The sequence below is a fragment of the Glycomyces sp. MUSA5-2 genome, assembly GCF_037034145.1.
GTDB classification, from domain to species: Bacteria; Actinomycetota; Actinomycetes; order Mycobacteriales; family Micromonosporaceae; genus Glycomyces; species Glycomyces artemisiae.
In genome coordinates this window covers 117,947-132,489 of the sequence record NZ_JBAGKG010000011.1, presented here as the reverse complement: position 1 = coordinate 132,489, position 14,543 = coordinate 117,947, and the positions used below count along the sequence as shown (strand labels likewise).

Here is a 14,543-nt window from a genome sequence, read left to right as displayed (position 1 = left end):
AATGACTCGCATGACGATCCCCGACCTGGACGAACTGCGCGCGAACATCGAGGCCCGGCGCGGGCAGCGGGCCCGCGGTCCCGAGCTGCCGCACGTCGAGGACCTCACCGGCCCCGGCGGGCTGCGGCTGCGCCGGTACGGGCACGGTGAGCCGCGGCCGGTCGTGGTGTTCGTCCACGGCGGCGCGTGGGTCGTCTGCGACCTCGACACGCACGACCGCACCTGCCGCCGCATCGCCACGGCCTGCGGCGTCGAGGTCCTCGCCGTGGACTACCGGCTCGCGCCCGAGCACCCGAACCCCGCCGGGATCGACGACGTCGCCGCGGTGCTCCGCTGGGCCGAGCCGTGGGCCGTCGCCGGGGACTCGGCGGGCGGGTTCCTCGCCGCGATGGCGTGCATCCGGCTGCGCGACAGCGGGGAGCGGCTCCCGGAGGCGCAGATCCTGCTGTGCCCCAACACGGACCTGACGCTCTCGCAGCCGAGCGTCGCGGAGAAGGGCACCGGCTTCGGGCTCGACGCGGACTTCCTCGCGTGGGCCGTCGCGCAGTGGGAGCCCGACCCGGCTCGCCGCGCCGACCCCGCGAACAGCCCCATGCTCGTCCCCGACCTGCGCGGCCTGCCGCGGGCGGTGATCGTCACCGCCGAGGACGACGCCCTGCGCGACGAGGGCGCGGTCTTCGCCGACCGCCTCCGCGAGGCCGGGAACGACGTCCTCCACCGCTGCGAACCCGGCCTCGTCCACGGGTTCATCCAGGGCATGGACCTCACCTCGCCCGCCGCGGCCGCCGCGCACGAGCGCGTCTTCGCCGACATCCGCGCGCTGCGCTGAACCGACCTGCTCAGGGGTCCGGCCCGGACTCCGCTTGACATATTCCGTTATGGGTATATGATCGATGCATGGCACGAGCCGCGACCACCTCCGACGCGTTCAACGCGATCGCCGAGCCCCAGCGCCGGCGCATCCTCGACCTGCTCAGGGGGCGGGAGATGGGCGTGTCCGAGCTCGCGGGCGAGCTCGACCTGCCGCAGCCGGGGGTGTCGAAGCACCTGCGGGTGCTGCGGGAGGTCGAGCTGGTGCGGGTGCGCAGCGACGGCAAGCAGCGCCTCTACTGCCTGAACGTGCGGGCCCTGCGGCCGGTCCAGGAGTGGATCGGCGGGTTCGCGCAGTTCTGGGAGGCGAGCTTCGACCGGCTCGACGAGTACGTGCAGGAACTGAAGGAAGAGGAAGGGCGAGATGACGACTGACGAGCAGACGGCCGACCGGGAGATCGTGCTCTCCCGGATCGTCAACGGCCCCAGGCGCCTCGTGTTCAAGGCGTTCACCGAGGTGCGGCACCTCGCGCAGTGGTGGGGCCCCGACGGGTTCACGACCACGACGCGGGCCTTCGCGTTCCGCGAGGGCGGCGACTGGGACTTCACCATGCACGGGCCCGACGGCACCGACTTCCCGAACTGGATCACGTTCCAGGAGATCGTCGCGCCCGAGCGCATCCGCCTCGTCCACGGCACGTTCAAGGACGACCCCGAGCGCTTCGACCAGGTCATCACCTTCACCGACCTCGGCGAGCGGACCGACCTCGAAATGCGGACGGTCTTCCCGACGAAGGCGCACAAGGACCTCGTGGTCGAGCAGTACGGCGCCGTCGAAGGCGGCAAGCAGACACTCGGCCGCCTCGCGGCCTACATCGAGAAAGAAGGCGAGATCTGATGGCGGGCAAGGTGTTCTTCAGCGTGACGATGACCCTCGACGGGTACATGGCGCCCGTCGACGGCGGCGCGATGCAGGCGATGAACGAGGGCCGCACCCACGCGCCCGAGTACAAGCAGTGGATGTCGCAGTGGGCCGAGCTCCAGGGCTGGGCCATGGGGCAGGCGTTCTTCCGCGAGAACCTCAAGATGGGCTCGGGCGGCAAGACCGGCCCCGACAACGACGCCCTCAAGGCGGTGTTCGACCGGACCGGCGCCACCGTCCTCGGCAAGCGCATGTTCGACGGCGGCGAGGGCGGCTGGCCCGAGGAGGCCCCGTTCCACACGCCCGTCTTCGTGCTCACCCACGAGGTCCGCGAGCCATGGGAGCGCCCGGGCGGCACCGTCTTCCACTTCGTGAACGACGGGATCGAGAGCGCGCTCGAACAGGCCCGCAAGGCCGCCGGGGACCGCGACGTGCGCATCGGCGGCGGCGCGACGACGATCCTCCAGTACCTCAACGCCGGGCTCGTCGACGAGTTCTCGGTGACGCTGCGCCCGGTGCTCTTCGGCGCGGGCGACGCCCTGTTCGGCGGCATCGACCACGCCCGGATCAAGCTCGAACCCGTCTCGTCCGTGGCGACCGAGTCCGGCACGCACCTGACGTACCGCGTGCGCGACCTCGCGGCCAGCTAATCAACCATCAAGTTGACCCAATCAACCAGACGGATAATTACGTGGTAGGGTTCGTCCTGTGGAACCCAGGACGAACCGGCAGCGGGCCCCCGAGCCCGGCGAACGGGTGCGCGATGCGGAGCGCACCAAGGCGAAGCTGCTCGACGCGGCGCTGACCGAGTTCGCCGCGCACGGCTTCAACGGGGCCCGCGTCGGCGCCATCGCCGAGCGCGCGGGCGTGAACAAGCAGCTCGTCAGCTACTACTTCGGCGGCAAGGAGGGCCTGTACCGGGCCCTCCAGCGCGAATGGCTCGACAGCGAGCGCGACCACGCCGACGCGGGCGTCCCGCCCGCGGAGCTCATGCGCTGGTACCTGCGCAAGAACCTCGCCGACGTGCGGCTCGTGCGGCTCACCCTGTGGCGGGCGCTCGCCGAGGACGCCCCGGACGAGGAGACCCAGGCGGACATCGACGCCGAGCAGGAGCGGGTGCGCGAGCGCCGCGACCAGGGCGAGTTCGCGCCCGACCTCGACACGGCCGCCGTGCAGCTCGCCATGATGGGCATGGTCTTCGCGCCCGCCGTCTTCCGTTCCACGGCCCGGCGCCTGTTCGGCGTCGACATCGACGATCCCGAGTTCGAAACCCGCTACGGCGACACCCTGTCGCGCATCCTCGCGCGGCTCGCCGCGGACACCACCACCGAAAGCACCACGGAAACCGAAGGAGACCACCCATGACCGTCCTGGTCACCGGCGCGCGAGGTTCCATCGCGCGCAACGTCATCGCGCAGCTGATCCTCGCGGGCACCCCGGTGCGCGCGGCCAGCCGCAACCCCGTCGACGTCGAGCTGCCGGGCGGCGCGCTGCCCGCCCGCCTCGACCTCACCGCCCCCGAGACCCTCGCGCCCGCACTCGAAGGCGTCGAGAAGGTCTTCCTGTACGCCGCCCACGAGGGCATCGAGCACTTCGTGCCCGCCGCGGAGGCCGCGGGCGTCAAGCACGTGGTCCTGCTGTCCTCGGCGGCCGTCGTCGGCCCCGAGAGCAACCCGATCGCGCAGGTCCACTTGGCCGTCGAGCGCCCGCTCGAAGCGTCGGGCCTGTCGTGGACGTTCGTGCGCCCCGCCATGTTCGCCACCAACTCGCTGTGGTGGGCCGAATCGATCAAGTCCGAAGGCGTTGTGCGCCTGCCGTACCCGGACGCGCCGGTCAACCCGATCCACGAGAGGGACATCGCCGACGTCGCGGTGGCCGCGCTCCTCGGCGGCGGCCACGAAGGCAAGAAGTACATCGTCGACGGGCCGGGCCACCTGGCCCAGCGCGAGCAGGTCGCCTTGATCGGGAAGGCCATCGGCCGCGACCTCGCGGTCGAGGAGCTGCCGCGCGAAGCCGCCGAGCGGTTCCTGCCCGCGTCGCTGCTCGACATGCTCGCGGCCGCGGAACCGGTCGCCTACGGGCCCACCGCGGAGGCCGTCACCGGCCGCCCGGCCCGCACGTACGAGCAGTGGACCGTCGACCACGCCGCCGACTTCCGCTGACCGGTCTTCAGGGGCTCCTCAACGGGCTACGCCGCGGCGCTGAGGCGGGTTTACGCCGCCGCGACGATGTCCGGCCGGGGCCCGCGCCGCGAGCATGGAGATATCCGACACCTCGCAGAGGAGCCCCTGAAATGAACGTCAAGCAGCACTGGACCCGCACCGAGACCACCGCCGTCACCGGCCTGCTCGTGAGCGCCGCGGGCATCGCGACCCTCTGGGCCGCCGGCATCGAGTTCCCCGTCTACCCGCCGCCCGGCATCATCCTGCTCGGGACCGGCGCGGTCGCCTTCGCGGCCATGCGGACCCGCGTCCGCTGGGCCGCGGCCCTCCCCATCGTCCTCGGCGCGTTCATCCAGGCCGGGTTCATGATCGAGGGGATCACCAGCGGCACCGGCTTCGCGAACCTCGCCGGGGACGCCGGGCTCGGCGCCCAGATCGGCCAGCTCGTGCAGCAGATCGGCGCCGTCACCGCCATCGTCGGCGGCGTGCTCACCCTCCGGGCCCGCACGGCGCGCAAGACGCCGCAGGCCGTGTGAGCGGGAAGCGGAGCGGGGCGGCGGCACTTGTGCCGCCGCCCCGCCTTCTTGTATGCCTCTTAGCGGAGGATACGGATGTTCGCGGCCTGCGGGCCCTTCTGGCCCTGCTCGATGTCGAACTCGACCTGCTGGTTCTCTTCGAGGTCACGGCGACCCGTCCCCTGGATGGCGGAGAAGTGCGCGAACACGTCCGCGGAGCCGTCGTCGGGGGCGATGAAGCCGAAGCCCTTGTCGCCGTTGAACCATTTCACGGTGCCGGTAGCCATTGGTGTTCCTCCTGTTGTTCGGCGGGCCGCCGGGGCGGCCCTTGTCCCGCGCCGATGACGCCGGCGCGGAAGTCGGTGTAGGGGTGGTCGGGGCATGCGGCGACCGGCCGCGGTCGGGAGACCGCGTGCCGCAGAGTGATCCGGTTCGGTGATGCGACTTGGGACCTGGTGTTCGAAGAGATGGTCGCCTTGATTCGTTCGAAGTGATGAAACGCCGCTCTGCCAACGTGCCGGCGGCGTCGAGAAGCTTGCCCGACCTTACACCAACTAGTGGCGGGCCACCTTGTGCAGCACCTCGCGGCCGCGCTCGGGCAGCTCAGAGGCCGCTGATATCAGCGCGTCCCGGGCGTCCTCCAGTTGATCGAGCGCCCGCCGGTAGACGCTGGCCGACTTGCGGCGGTCGTACGCGATCTTGAGCACGACGACGGCGACCGCGGCGACGCCCGCCGCGACGAGCGCCACGACCACCGGGTTCACGCCGCGGCGCGGCTCCCAGTCGTCGGGGTCGAGCATCTCTTTCCCGTGCAGCTCACCGATGTCGGCGCCCTCGTTCGCCGTCAGATCGGCCATGCGGATCGCGTCCGCCTCCGCTCCTGCCTCGGCCGGCAGGTCCCTCTGTGCGCTCATATGCTCGCCTCCTCCTCGGTGCGAGAGGATTCCCCGGGCGACGACCTGGGAAACCTCTCCCAGGCACTCTAAATGGCGACGTCATCGGGATGCCGCCGTATCCTGAACGCCCGTCGAGCGGAGGAGTGAACATGGCGAGACTCACACGAGTCGAGCAGCAGGCCCGCACCCGCGCGGCGGTCCTGGCCGCCGCGCGCGCGGAGTTCACCGAGCACGGGTACGCGGCCGCGAAGGTCGACCGCATCGCCGACCGCGCCGACCTGACCCGCGGCGCGGTCTACTCGAACTTCCCGGGCAAGCGGGCGCTCTACCTGGCGGTGCTCGTCGCGCTGGTGGAGGAGGGCGGGGACGGACCGGCTGCGGGATCTTCGGCGGGCGCGCCTCCGCGGACCGCTGAGGACGCCCTCACGCGCTTCGCCCGCGCCTGGCTCGCACGCCTCCCGCCCGCGGCCGACAGCGCCCCTGGAGGCCGCCTGCGGCTGCGATCCCTCGCCGGGGTCCTCGACGAGGGCGGGCGCGACGCGCTCGCCCAGATCGCCCGCCTGGAGGCCCTGCTGCTCGCCGCCGCCCTCGAAGCCTGCGACGGCGCCGCGCGCCGCGTGCGCCTCGCCGAACTCGCCCTCACGCTCCTGCACGGCTCGGGGCTTCTCGCGGAGGCCGTCCCCGGCTTCGGCGACCCGGCCGACCGGGCCCGCGCCTGCGGGCACCTCGCCCGCCTCGACCTCGCCGACGCCTGGACCCCCGCGCACCCCGCCGCGCCCGCGGCCGCGTCCCGCGAGATCCTCGCGCCGCTCGACTCGCCCGCAGACCTCCTCGGCGGCCGCATCGACCTCGGCGCCGACGGCGTGATCGCGGTCCTCGGCGTCTCGCGCCTCGCCGCCGCCGAGGACGCCTTCCGCGCCGCAGGTCCCGGCGAGCAGGCCACTGTGGTCGTCCCAGCAGACGGCGAGACCGCGGACCTGGTGCGGCTCAGGCTCACCGACCTCGCCGCCTGCCTGCGCCCGGCCTTCCCGACCGGGCGGCGCCTGCGCGTCGTCCTCGACGACGGCACCCTCGCGGCCGCAATCGGATTCGCGAACACCGGCGACGGAACCGAAGCGGCCCTGCGCATCAGCGACGGCATCATCACCGCCCGCGCGATCGGCGCCGGCGCGGGCCGCGCCGTCGCACAGGAGCGGCCCTAGCCAGGGATCGGCGATTCCCGGCGGCGGCCCGCGCGGCGGCGGTAGCGTCGGAAGGCACCACGACCGCGGAGGAACACCATGCCAGACACCGAACTGCCGCCGCCGATCCAGGAGTTCATCGACGCCACCAACGCCGGGGACACCGAGCGCTTCCTCAAGGTGTTCACCGAGGACGCCTTCCTGAGCGACTGGGGCCGCGAGTTCCACGGCATCGAAGGCGCCGCGCAGTGGAACCGCACGGACAACATCGGCATGGAGAGCCGCTTCGAGGTCCTCGACGCCGAAGGCGCGGGCGACGGCTGGACCGTCACCCTCAAGGTCACCGGGAACCGGTTCAACGGGACCGGCCCGCTCCGGTTCCGCTTGCAGGACGGGAAGATCGCGAGCCTCGTCATCGAACCCTAGTGTTCACCACATCCAGATGACCACAACATCCGAGATCGGGAGGCGAGGGCCGCGGCCCTCACCTCCCGATCCGTTCGATACCCCTGCCCTGGAACGGATTGCGGCACTGGCGCGGCGTAGGTAGTCTTGACGCGTCTTGACACCCTCTTGACGCAAATCAACAAAATCAGGTTTCACCTCGACGTAATGATGGTGAAACTTGTGTGAATCGAGCCACCCGGGGCATCGCCCACCCGCTGTCCCGGGCGTCTTGAAGATCAGGCCCCCGCTGCCGTGAAGGGGCCGTCAGAGAGTCGCCAAGGAGATGTCAACAGGTCAGAAACGGGCCCCCGACCGCAGTACGTTGGTCGCCGGATCCGCCTCCCCCCAAAGCGAAAGGCACCGAACCTTGCCCTCCGTGTTCGAAGACCCCGAAGGCTATATGCGCGACTTCCAGGGCCGCATGGCCGCGATGGTCGAGCGCGCCTCCTCCCTGAACGAAGCGATGGCGACCGCCTCCGCGACGGCGGCGTCGCCCGACGGCGAGGTCGAGGTGACCGTGGCCGTCGGCGGGTCCCTCCAGGAGTTGCGGCTGACCCCCGCGATCAAGCAGATGTCCGCCCAGTCCCTCGCGGAGATGATCAAGGCCGTCTACCGCGAGGCCGCCGAGGACGCCGGGCGCAACGCCACCGGCGCGCTGGCCGACGTGTTCGGCGAGGACAACGACCTCGTGCGCCAGGCGCGCGCCCGCACGCAGGGGGAGGACTGACCGTGGGAGACGGCTTCAACGTCCCGGACCCGGCCGCGTTCCAGACGCATGTGGACAATGTGGACTCGAAGGTGATCGGCCCTGTGGCGCAGTGCTACGCGGCCGCCGAGGCCAAGGGCTTCGGCTCGGTGCTCGACTTCGGGCTCGTCAACATCCAGTTCGCGGGCGTGGCGATGGCGATCTCCGAGATCGCGACCAATCTCATCGAGACCGCCCGCGAGGCGGCCCAGGAGACCACCAACCGGGTCAAGGCGACCTGCGACGCCTACGAGGAGTGCGACTCCTCGGTCGCCGAGACCTTCAACGTCTACATCAGGGGGAACTAGTGAACGACCTGATCGTCAACGACACCGCCGACGCGCCGCCGTGGGGCGAGCTCGACGGCGCCCGGGCCGCCGCGAGCGCCCAGGACCTCCTGAACTCCGACTCCGGCCTCGAATACGCGCTCAACGGGACCGTGGCCGCGCTCGACCTCCTGGCGTTCGTGGCGAACCCCTTCAAGGAGTTCATCATGGCGGGCGTCGGGTTCCTCATCGAGCACGTCGACTTCCTCAGGGAGCCTTTGGAATGGGTCGCGGGCGACCCCGGTGCCATCAACGCCACCAAGGACACCTGGAACAACATCGCCGCCGCGCTCGACCAGGCGGGCGCCGACCTCCAGGCCGAGGTCGCCTCGCTCTCGGAGTGGCAGGGCGACGCCGCCGAGTCGTACCGGACCCTGACCGCGGACTTCGGCAGCGCCATACAGGGCGCGGGCACCGCGTCGAGCGTCATGGGCGGCTACATGATGGTCATGGGGATCTGGACCGCCGTCACGCGCGGCCTGATCCTGGAGCTGATCTGCGACTTCGTGTCGCGCGCGATCATGTACGCCCTTGCGGCCCTTGCCTCTTCGTGGATCACGCTCGGCGGGTCGTTCGCGGCGATGATCGGCGGGATCATCGTCGACGCCATGGGCGTCGGCGCGAAGATCATGAAGCACCTGACGAAGCTCGGCGACGCCATGCAGATGCTCAACACCCGCTTCACGAAGCTCAACGAGATCGTCGGCGACCTCGGCCGCGTGCTCTCGAAGTTCGCCGCCCACAAGCAGATCGACCTCGGCTTCGACGCCCTCAAGCAGGGCACGAACCTGAAGTTCGACCAGTTGTCCTCGGCGATCAAGAACGACATACCGCTGCCGGGCAACGGCTACCGGTCGGGCTACCAGAGCGACATCGCCAAGGACGCGTACGACGTCATGGGGAACCTGTGGGGCTCCGGCAAGCTCAACGTGCCGGGGATGACGGGCGCCTACAACCTCGACGTGTTCGGGAACCCCTTGGGCGACCTCCTGACCGGCTACCCGATGACCGGGCTGAAGAGCCTCCTCGGCGGCACGCCGGGAGCGGTGCAGGACGGCGGGTGACCGCCACGCAGGTCGGCGCCATCGAGCTCGGTGTGATCGTCGGCGGGATCGTGTTCTGGCTGGCGGGTGTGGCCGCGCTGTTCTTCAAGGGGTTCGCCTATCCGGGAGTGAGGCTCGACGACCTCCAGTTCGAGGTCGCCGAGCGGCAGGGGCTGTTCACGCAGCTCCCGCCCGACACTCTGCCGAGAACCGAGGCAGAGCTTCGGGAACGGGTGGTGCGCAACGAGGTCGGGGCGTTCGCCTCCTCGATCGGCGAGGAGCGCCGCTTCATCATCTGGGATGCCTGGAAGAACAACCCCCGCTACAAGGCCGAGGTCATGAAGCGCTACCACGAGTTCTACCCGCCGCGCCACACCTACATCGCGCTGCTGCTCGGCGGCGTCTGGGACGCGGTGTTCCTGGCGTCGCCGCTTCGGGACGCGCTCGTGCCGGAGCAGATCGGGGTCCTGACGGCCGTCTGGGTGCTCGTCGTGCCACTGTGGATCGCCTTCGGCGCCCTGCTGGTGATGGAGGCGTGGAAGACCGCGGCCCGGCACCGGAAGGCGAAGGTTTTGTGAAACCGGAACGCGGCAGAGGCGCCGCGGCCATCCGGATTACCACTCTTGTTAACCCGCAACGCAATAGCATTGTCCGACCACGTCGCGGGGGAGCGGTCACCGCTCCCGAAGGGCCGCGTGAGAGCAAGGAGAGCAAGTGAGCGAGACCCCCGAGCATGCGGAACCGGCCGAGGAGTTCGACCTCGCGGCGTTCATGCGGGACTTCGAGAAGCGGATGGGCGTGCTGCGCGGGGAAGCGGCGCCCGTCCGGCACCTGGTCGACGCGACCAGCGTCCGGCTCGTCTCCGACGGCGGCGAGGTCGCGGTGACCGCGAACATCGCGGGCGCGCTCGTCGACGTCGAGTTCCTGCCTCCAGCGGCGGCCCTGTCGCCGGTCGAGCAGGCCGGGCTCGTCATCGAGACGTACGAGCGGGCCGCCGACGCGGCGCGCGACCGCACCCACGACATCGTCGCGGGCTTCGTCGACGAGTCGGCCCGCGCGCGCGAACTCGCGCGCCGCCTCGTGGAGGAGGCGCGCGAGCGCCGCGCCGAGCAGTAGGCGACGCGAACCGAAGGCCGCCAGGCGCACCCGCGCCCGGCGGCCTCGCTGCGTTCAATCCCGCAGAAGCGGCAGCAGCTGGTCGCCCTGCCGCTTGATCTCCGGCAGGTACGGGGTGTCGGAGAGCACGAAGTGCGTGATACCGAGCTCGGCGTACTTGCGAAGCGACGCGGCCACGTCGGCGGCGGAGCCGACGAGCCACGTGGTGCCCGCGCCGCCGCCCCCGAACTTGCCCGGGGCCGTGTAGAGGTTGTCGTCGAGCACCTCGCCGCGCTCGGCGAGGTCGAGGAGGCGCTGCTGCCCGACCGCGTTGCGGCGGTGGGCGTCCCGCAGGTACTCCTGGTTCCCGGCGGCCATGGTCGCCACCTTCGCCTCGGCGTCGGCCCACGCCTCCTCGGTCGTGTCGCGCACGAACGTGGTGATGCGCAGCCCGAACTCCAGCGGCTTGTGCTCGCGGCCGACCTCCTCGCTGAGCTTCTTGAGCCGCTCGATGCGCTCGCGCACGCCGTCCAGGGGCTCGCCCCAGAACAGCTGCACGTCCGCCTCGGCGGCCGCGACCCGTTCGGCCGCTTCGGAAGCGCCCCCGAAGTACAGCTTCGGGTGGGTCCGCTCGCCCTTGACGACCGGCCGCAGCTCCAGGGCCGAGTCGGTGACGGAGAAGTGCTCGCCCGCGTAGGTCACGCGCTCCTCGGTCCAGAGGCGCCGCACGATCTGCATGAACTCCTTGGTGCGGGCGTAGCGGTGAGCCTGGTCGCCCTCGCTGTCGCCGTACGCGGCCAGGTTGTCCTGCCCGGAGACGATGTTGACGAGGACCCGCCCGCCGGTGAGGTGGTCGAGGGTGGCGGCGGCGGACGCGAAGTTCGCGGGGCGCCAGTAGCCGGGCCGGATCGCGATGAGGGGCTTGAAGGTCGTGGTCCGGGCGGCGAGCGCGGTGGCGACGGTGTACGTGTCGGGCCGGCCCCAGCTCGTGCCGAGGAGCGCGCCGCCCCAGCCGTGGTCCTCCAGGGCCTTGGCGTGGCTGGTGAGGGTCTCCAGGCTGTTGTGCCCCTCGACGGCGTCGTCGCCGCGGTGCCCGGGCCGGGCCTGGTTGGGGATGTACCAGAGGAATTCGGCGCTCATGTGTCTCCTCGCAGGGAATTCTAGTTCTCCTATCAAGCTAGTATAGTTTTGGAGAGGGCTACCATCCACCCATCACCGCTCCCGATTGAAAGGGCGTAACCGTGTCATACGGCGCATTCGAGACGACCCACGCCGCCGCCGAGGACCGCTACGAGCGCCTCGCCTACCGCCGCGCGGGCCGCTCCGGCCTCGACCTCCCCGCGTTCTCGCTCGGCCTCTGGCAGAAGTTCGGCACCGACCACCCGTACGAGACGCAGCGCGCGATCATCCTGCACGCCTTCGACCTCGGTATCACCCACATCGACAACGCCGACCGCTACGGGCCCCCGCACCGCGCCGCCCAGCAGGTCTTCGGCCGCGTCCTCGCCAAGGACCTCGCGCCGTACCGCGACGAGCTCGTGCTCTCCACCAAGGCGGGCAACCCGATCGGCCCGAGTCCGTACCTCAAGGGCGGCTCCCGCAAGTCGCTCCTGAACTCCCTCGAACACAGCCTGCGCGACCTCGGCACCGACTACGTCGACGTCTTCTACCACCACCGCGCCGACCCGACCACACCCCTGGAGGAGACCGCCGGGGCCCTCGCCGACGCGGTGCGCCAGGGCAAGGCCCTGTACGTGGGCGTCTCGAACTACAGCCCCGAGCAGGCCCACGAGATCGGAGGACTCCTTCGCGCGCAAGGCGTCCCGCTCCTGGTCCACCAGCCCCGCTACTCGATCTTCGACCGCAGCCCCGAGCAGAACGGCCTCCTCGACACCGCCGCGGCCGACGGCTTCGGGCTCGTCGTCTACTCGCCGCTCGCGCAGGGCCTCCTCACGGACAAGTACCTCCAGGACATCCCGTCGGGCGCGCGCGCCGAGAACAGCGCGTTCCTCAAGCCCGACGTCATCGACGACGTCTACCGCACCCGCGCCGCCGCCCTGAACGACCTCGCGAAGCAGCGCGGCCAGTCGCTCGCGCAGCTCGCGCTCCAGTGGGTCCTGCGGCGCCCCGAGGTCACCTCCGCGCTCATCGGCGCCAGCTCGACCTGGCAGCTCGACCACAACGTGCAGGCCCTCGACTTCCCCGACCTCACGGACGAGGAGCTCGCCGTCATCGACGAGCACGGCGTCCACGGCACCGGCCTGGCCCGCTGACATGTCGGTCACCGAACGCTACGGCGACCCGGACGCCCGGCTGGAGGCCGTCAACGACACCGTGCGGATCCAGCTCGCGCACCGCTCGGTGCGCCGGTTCGGGCCGCGCGACGTGACCGACGACGAGCTGACGACCCTCGTGGCCGCCGCGCAGTCCGCGCCGACGTCCTCGAACCTCCAGCCGTGGAGCGTGATCGCGGTTCGCGACCCCGAGCGCAGGGCCCGCCTCGCGCACCTCTCGGGGGAGCAGGCGTTCATCGCGCAGGCGCCGCTGTTCCTCGTCTGGGTCGCCGACCTCGGCCGCGCGCGGCGCCTCGCGGCCCGCCGCGGCACCGACGTGCACGCCGCCGACTACCTGGAGACGACGCTCATCGGCTTCATCGACACCGCTTTGGCGGCGCAGAACGCGGTGACCGCCGCGGAGTCCCTGGGGCTCGGCTCGGTCTTCGTGGGCGCCATCAGGAACCGTCCCGAGGAGGTGGCCGCGGAGCTGAAGCTCCCGCCGCACACCGTGGCCGCGTTCGGCCTGGCCGTGGGGGAGCCGGACCCTGCTGAGCGCGCGGGGGTGAAGCCGCGCCTGCCGCAGGAGGCGGTGCTGCACCGCGAGCAGTACAGCGACGCATCGGACGCCCACCTCGACGTCTACGACGAGCGCCTCGCCGCCTACAACGCCCGGTACGGCCTCAAGGGGAACTGGACCGACCGGGTCCTGGCCCGCCTGCGCGGACCGGAGTCCATGGGCGGGAGGCACAAGCTCCGCGCGGTCCTCGAATCGTTCGGACTGCCTTCGCGCTGAAGGGGAGAGGCCGTTCCCGCGCCGGGGTGAGAACGGCCTCAATGGATCGTCGCCCTTGATCAACTTCGCTCGGCGTGCGAGGATTCGCGCGAGACCCCCTTGTCCCCTCCCCGGAAGGACCGTCCCGTGCGACGCGTATCCCGCCTGGTCGTCCCCGTCAACGCCGCCATGCAGTCCCAGATGCGGCGCCAGACCGCCGACGTCGACGGCTTCTTCGACAAGCTCGTGCGCCAGGCCGAGGCGGCCTCCGGCGGCAGCGCCGCGGGCGACGACGAGTTCCTGGAGGGCTACCGGTTCCTGCTCCGCCAGGTCGCCAAGGTCCGCACCATCTCGCCCCTCGGCTGGACCGGTTTCACCGCGGACCTCAAGGGCCGCATGACGAACCGCTTCCGCGTGCGCCGCCTGGTGGCCGAGTATCCGGAGATCCTCGACGAGCCGATCGAGCGCCCCATCGTCGTCACGGGCATGCCCCGCACGGCGACCACCTTGGCGCACAAGATCCTCGCCTTTCCCGAGGGCAACCGCGCGCCTCTCATGTGGGAGCTCCAGGCCACCGACCGCGCCGACATCGACCCGAAGATCCGCAAGCGCCGCATCAGCGTCTCCCGCGCCTCGGCCCGCTTCGGCCACTTCTTCTCGCCCGTGCTGCCCGACATCCACGCGATGGAGCCCGAGTCGCCCGAGGAGTGCGTGTTCGCGATTCCCCACGGCCGCAACCAGCTCGTGACGTTCCGCATGCCCGGCTACCGCAACTGGCTCGACGAGCACGACTTCCTCCCCGACTACGAGTACTACAAGACCGTGCTCCAGGTCCTCCAGTTCGGCGCGCCCCGCCGCCGCTGGGTCCTCAAGTCCCCGTATCACCTTGAGCACCTCGGCGTGCTCATGAAGGTCTTCCCGGACGCGCAGATCGTCTGGACGCACCGCGACCCGAACACCGTCATGGGCTCCTGGTGTTCGCTCATGGAGACCGGCGTGGCCATCTGCAACCGCGAGTACGACCCGCACCAGATCGGCGAGGACTGGCTTCAGATGCTTTCCCGCATGGTCGAGATCGGTCGCAACGTGCGCACCACCCTCGCCCGCGACCGCGTCGTCGACGTCTCGTACCACCAGCTCACCGCCAACCCCTACGAGGAGCTGCCCGAGATCTTCCGCCGCCTCGGCATGGCCTTCACGCCCCGCGACGAGCAGAACCTCGCCGACGTCCTCGCCCGCCCCGGCATGAAGCGCGGCCACGAGTACAGCCTCCGCCACTACGGCCTCGACCCCGACATGATCGACAAGGCGTTCGGCGACTACACCCGCATGGTCCACGCCATGCGCTGATCG

Annotated in this window: 20 protein-coding genes; 17 read left to right on the top strand and 3 right to left on the bottom strand. The window is 70.9% G+C overall.

The genetic code is table 11. The features are described from left to right. Window positions 1-10: 10 nt before the first annotated feature. The 7 genes from WA640_RS25570 to WA640_RS25540 all read left to right on the top strand — a co-directional run bounded on the left by WA640_RS25570 (window position 11) and on the right by WA640_RS25540 (window position 4,430). Window positions 11-829, top strand: a complete 819-nt coding sequence (locus WA640_RS25570) for an alpha/beta hydrolase (RefSeq protein WP_335991668.1) — start codon at window positions 11-13, stop codon at window positions 827-829. 68 nt (window positions 830-897) lie between these two features. Further along, window positions 898-1,245, top strand: coding sequence for an ArsR/SmtB family transcription factor (locus WA640_RS25565; protein WP_335991666.1), 348 nt, complete (start codon window positions 898-900; stop codon window positions 1,243-1,245). Then, a complete protein-coding gene (locus WA640_RS25560) occupies window positions 1,235-1,708 on the top strand; it encodes an SRPBCC family protein (RefSeq protein ID WP_335991663.1) in 474 nt (157 codons plus the stop codon). Before WA640_RS25565 ends, WA640_RS25560 begins: the two co-directional genes overlap by 11 nt. Continuing rightward, window positions 1,708-2,382, top strand: a complete 675-nt coding sequence (locus WA640_RS25555; RefSeq protein WP_335991661.1) for a dihydrofolate reductase family protein — start codon at window positions 1,708-1,710, stop codon at window positions 2,380-2,382. The genes WA640_RS25560 and WA640_RS25555 overlap by 1 nt, the downstream gene beginning before the upstream one ends. 58 nt (window positions 2,383-2,440) lie before the next feature. Next, on the top strand, window positions 2,441-3,097 hold the full coding sequence (locus tag WA640_RS25550) for a TetR/AcrR family transcriptional regulator (RefSeq protein WP_335991659.1): 657 nt from the start codon (window positions 2,441-2,443) through the stop codon (window positions 3,095-3,097). Beyond that, window positions 3,094-3,894: an SDR family oxidoreductase gene (locus tag WA640_RS25545; protein ID WP_335991657.1), complete on the top strand. Its 801-nt coding sequence runs from the start codon at window positions 3,094-3,096 to the stop codon at window positions 3,892-3,894. Before WA640_RS25550 ends, WA640_RS25545 begins: the two co-directional genes overlap by 4 nt. Before the next feature lie 131 nt (window positions 3,895-4,025). After that, entirely contained in the window at window positions 4,026-4,430 is a 405-nt protein-coding gene (locus tag WA640_RS25540) for a hypothetical protein (RefSeq protein ID WP_335991655.1), read from the top strand. A gap of 59 nt (window positions 4,431-4,489) precedes the next feature. On the opposite strand, the gene WA640_RS25535 is transcribed toward WA640_RS25540, so the two are convergent. Both WA640_RS25535 and WA640_RS25530 read right to left on the bottom strand, forming a co-directional pair. Beyond that, window positions 4,490-4,696 (bottom strand): cold-shock protein, encoded by a 207-nt coding sequence (locus WA640_RS25535; RefSeq protein WP_106363098.1) that lies wholly within the window; start codon window positions 4,694-4,696, stop codon window positions 4,490-4,492. 267 nt (window positions 4,697-4,963) lie between these two features. Next, a complete protein-coding gene (locus WA640_RS25530) occupies window positions 4,964-5,323 on the bottom strand; it encodes a hypothetical protein (protein ID WP_335991652.1) in 360 nt (119 codons plus the stop codon). Between the two features lie 131 nt (window positions 5,324-5,454). Between WA640_RS25530 and WA640_RS25525 the strand changes: the two genes are divergently transcribed. The 7 genes from WA640_RS25525 (at window position 5,455) to WA640_RS25495 (ending at window position 10,163) form a co-directional block, all read left to right on the top strand. After that, window positions 5,455-6,507 carry a helix-turn-helix domain-containing protein gene (locus tag WA640_RS25525; RefSeq protein WP_335991649.1) on the top strand — a complete coding sequence of 351 codons (1,053 nt, stop codon included), beginning with the start codon at window positions 5,455-5,457 and terminating at the stop codon, window positions 6,505-6,507. 78 nt (window positions 6,508-6,585) lie between these two features. Then, entirely contained in the window at window positions 6,586-6,912 is a 327-nt protein-coding gene (locus WA640_RS25520; protein WP_335991647.1) for a nuclear transport factor 2 family protein, read from the top strand. Between the two features lie 397 nt (window positions 6,913-7,309). Then, on the top strand, window positions 7,310-7,660 hold the full coding sequence (locus tag WA640_RS25515) for a YbaB/EbfC family nucleoid-associated protein (protein ID WP_106363102.1): 351 nt from the start codon (window positions 7,310-7,312) through the stop codon (window positions 7,658-7,660). A gap of 2 nt (window positions 7,661-7,662) precedes the next feature. Then, a complete protein-coding gene (locus tag WA640_RS25510) occupies window positions 7,663-7,986 on the top strand; it encodes a hypothetical protein (protein ID WP_106363103.1) in 324 nt (107 codons plus the stop codon). After that, window positions 7,986-9,068, top strand: a complete 1,083-nt coding sequence (locus WA640_RS25505; RefSeq protein WP_335991643.1) for a WXG100 family type VII secretion target — start codon at window positions 7,986-7,988, stop codon at window positions 9,066-9,068. Before WA640_RS25510 ends, WA640_RS25505 begins: the two co-directional genes overlap by 1 nt. Further along, window positions 9,065-9,625, top strand: a complete 561-nt coding sequence (locus tag WA640_RS25500; protein WP_335991641.1) for a hypothetical protein — start codon at window positions 9,065-9,067, stop codon at window positions 9,623-9,625. Before WA640_RS25505 ends, WA640_RS25500 begins: the two co-directional genes overlap by 4 nt. Window positions 9,626-9,761: 136 nt before the next feature. Next, window positions 9,762-10,163, top strand: a complete 402-nt coding sequence (locus WA640_RS25495) for a hypothetical protein (protein ID WP_335991639.1) — start codon at window positions 9,762-9,764, stop codon at window positions 10,161-10,163. Between the two features lie 54 nt (window positions 10,164-10,217). Here WA640_RS25495 and WA640_RS25490 read toward each other — a convergent pair whose 3' ends face one another. Continuing rightward, window positions 10,218-11,282: an LLM class flavin-dependent oxidoreductase gene (locus WA640_RS25490; RefSeq protein ID WP_335991637.1), complete on the bottom strand. Its 1,065-nt coding sequence runs from the start codon at window positions 11,280-11,282 to the stop codon at window positions 10,218-10,220. Between the two features lie 101 nt (window positions 11,283-11,383). Between WA640_RS25490 and WA640_RS25485 the strand changes: the two genes are divergently transcribed. The 3 genes from WA640_RS25485 (at window position 11,384) to WA640_RS25475 (ending at window position 14,540) form a co-directional block, all read left to right on the top strand. Next, window positions 11,384-12,415, top strand: coding sequence for an aldo/keto reductase (locus tag WA640_RS25485; protein ID WP_335991635.1), 1,032 nt, complete (start codon window positions 11,384-11,386; stop codon window positions 12,413-12,415). A gap of 1 nt (window position 12,416) precedes the next feature. Next, entirely contained in the window at window positions 12,417-13,211 is a 795-nt protein-coding gene (locus WA640_RS25480; RefSeq protein WP_335991634.1) for an NADPH-dependent oxidoreductase, read from the top strand. Window positions 13,212-13,337: 126 nt separating this feature from the next. Then, window positions 13,338-14,540, top strand: coding sequence for a sulfotransferase family protein (locus WA640_RS25475; RefSeq protein ID WP_335991631.1), 1,203 nt, complete (start codon window positions 13,338-13,340; stop codon window positions 14,538-14,540). Window positions 14,541-14,543: the final 3 nt, after the last annotated feature.

Coding starts and splice junctions, on each gene's coding strand:
- WA640_RS25570 (WP_335991668.1), top strand. CDS start 11: ATGACGATCCCCGACCTGGACGAACTGCGCGCGAACATCGAGGCCCGG.
- WA640_RS25565 (WP_335991666.1), top strand. CDS start 898: ATGGCACGAGCCGCGACCACCTCCGACGCGTTCAACGCGATCGCCGAG.
- WA640_RS25560 (WP_335991663.1), top strand. CDS start 1,235: ATGACGACTGACGAGCAGACGGCCGACCGGGAGATCGTGCTCTCCCGG.
- WA640_RS25555 (WP_335991661.1), top strand. CDS start 1,708: ATGGCGGGCAAGGTGTTCTTCAGCGTGACGATGACCCTCGACGGGTAC.
- WA640_RS25545 (WP_335991657.1), top strand. CDS start 3,094: ATGACCGTCCTGGTCACCGGCGCGCGAGGTTCCATCGCGCGCAACGTC.
- WA640_RS25540 (WP_335991655.1), top strand. CDS start 4,026: ATGAACGTCAAGCAGCACTGGACCCGCACCGAGACCACCGCCGTCACC.
- WA640_RS25535 (WP_106363098.1), bottom strand. CDS start 4,696: ATGGCTACCGGCACCGTGAAATGGTTCAACGGCGACAAGGGCTTCGGC.
- WA640_RS25530 (WP_335991652.1), bottom strand. CDS start 5,323: ATGAGCGCACAGAGGGACCTGCCGGCCGAGGCAGGAGCGGAGGCGGAC.
- WA640_RS25525 (WP_335991649.1), top strand. CDS start 5,455: ATGGCGAGACTCACACGAGTCGAGCAGCAGGCCCGCACCCGCGCGGCG.
- WA640_RS25520 (WP_335991647.1), top strand. CDS start 6,586: ATGCCAGACACCGAACTGCCGCCGCCGATCCAGGAGTTCATCGACGCC.
- WA640_RS25490 (WP_335991637.1), bottom strand. CDS start 11,282: ATGAGCGCCGAATTCCTCTGGTACATCCCCAACCAGGCCCGGCCCGGG.
- WA640_RS25480 (WP_335991634.1), top strand. CDS start 12,417: ATGTCGGTCACCGAACGCTACGGCGACCCGGACGCCCGGCTGGAGGCC.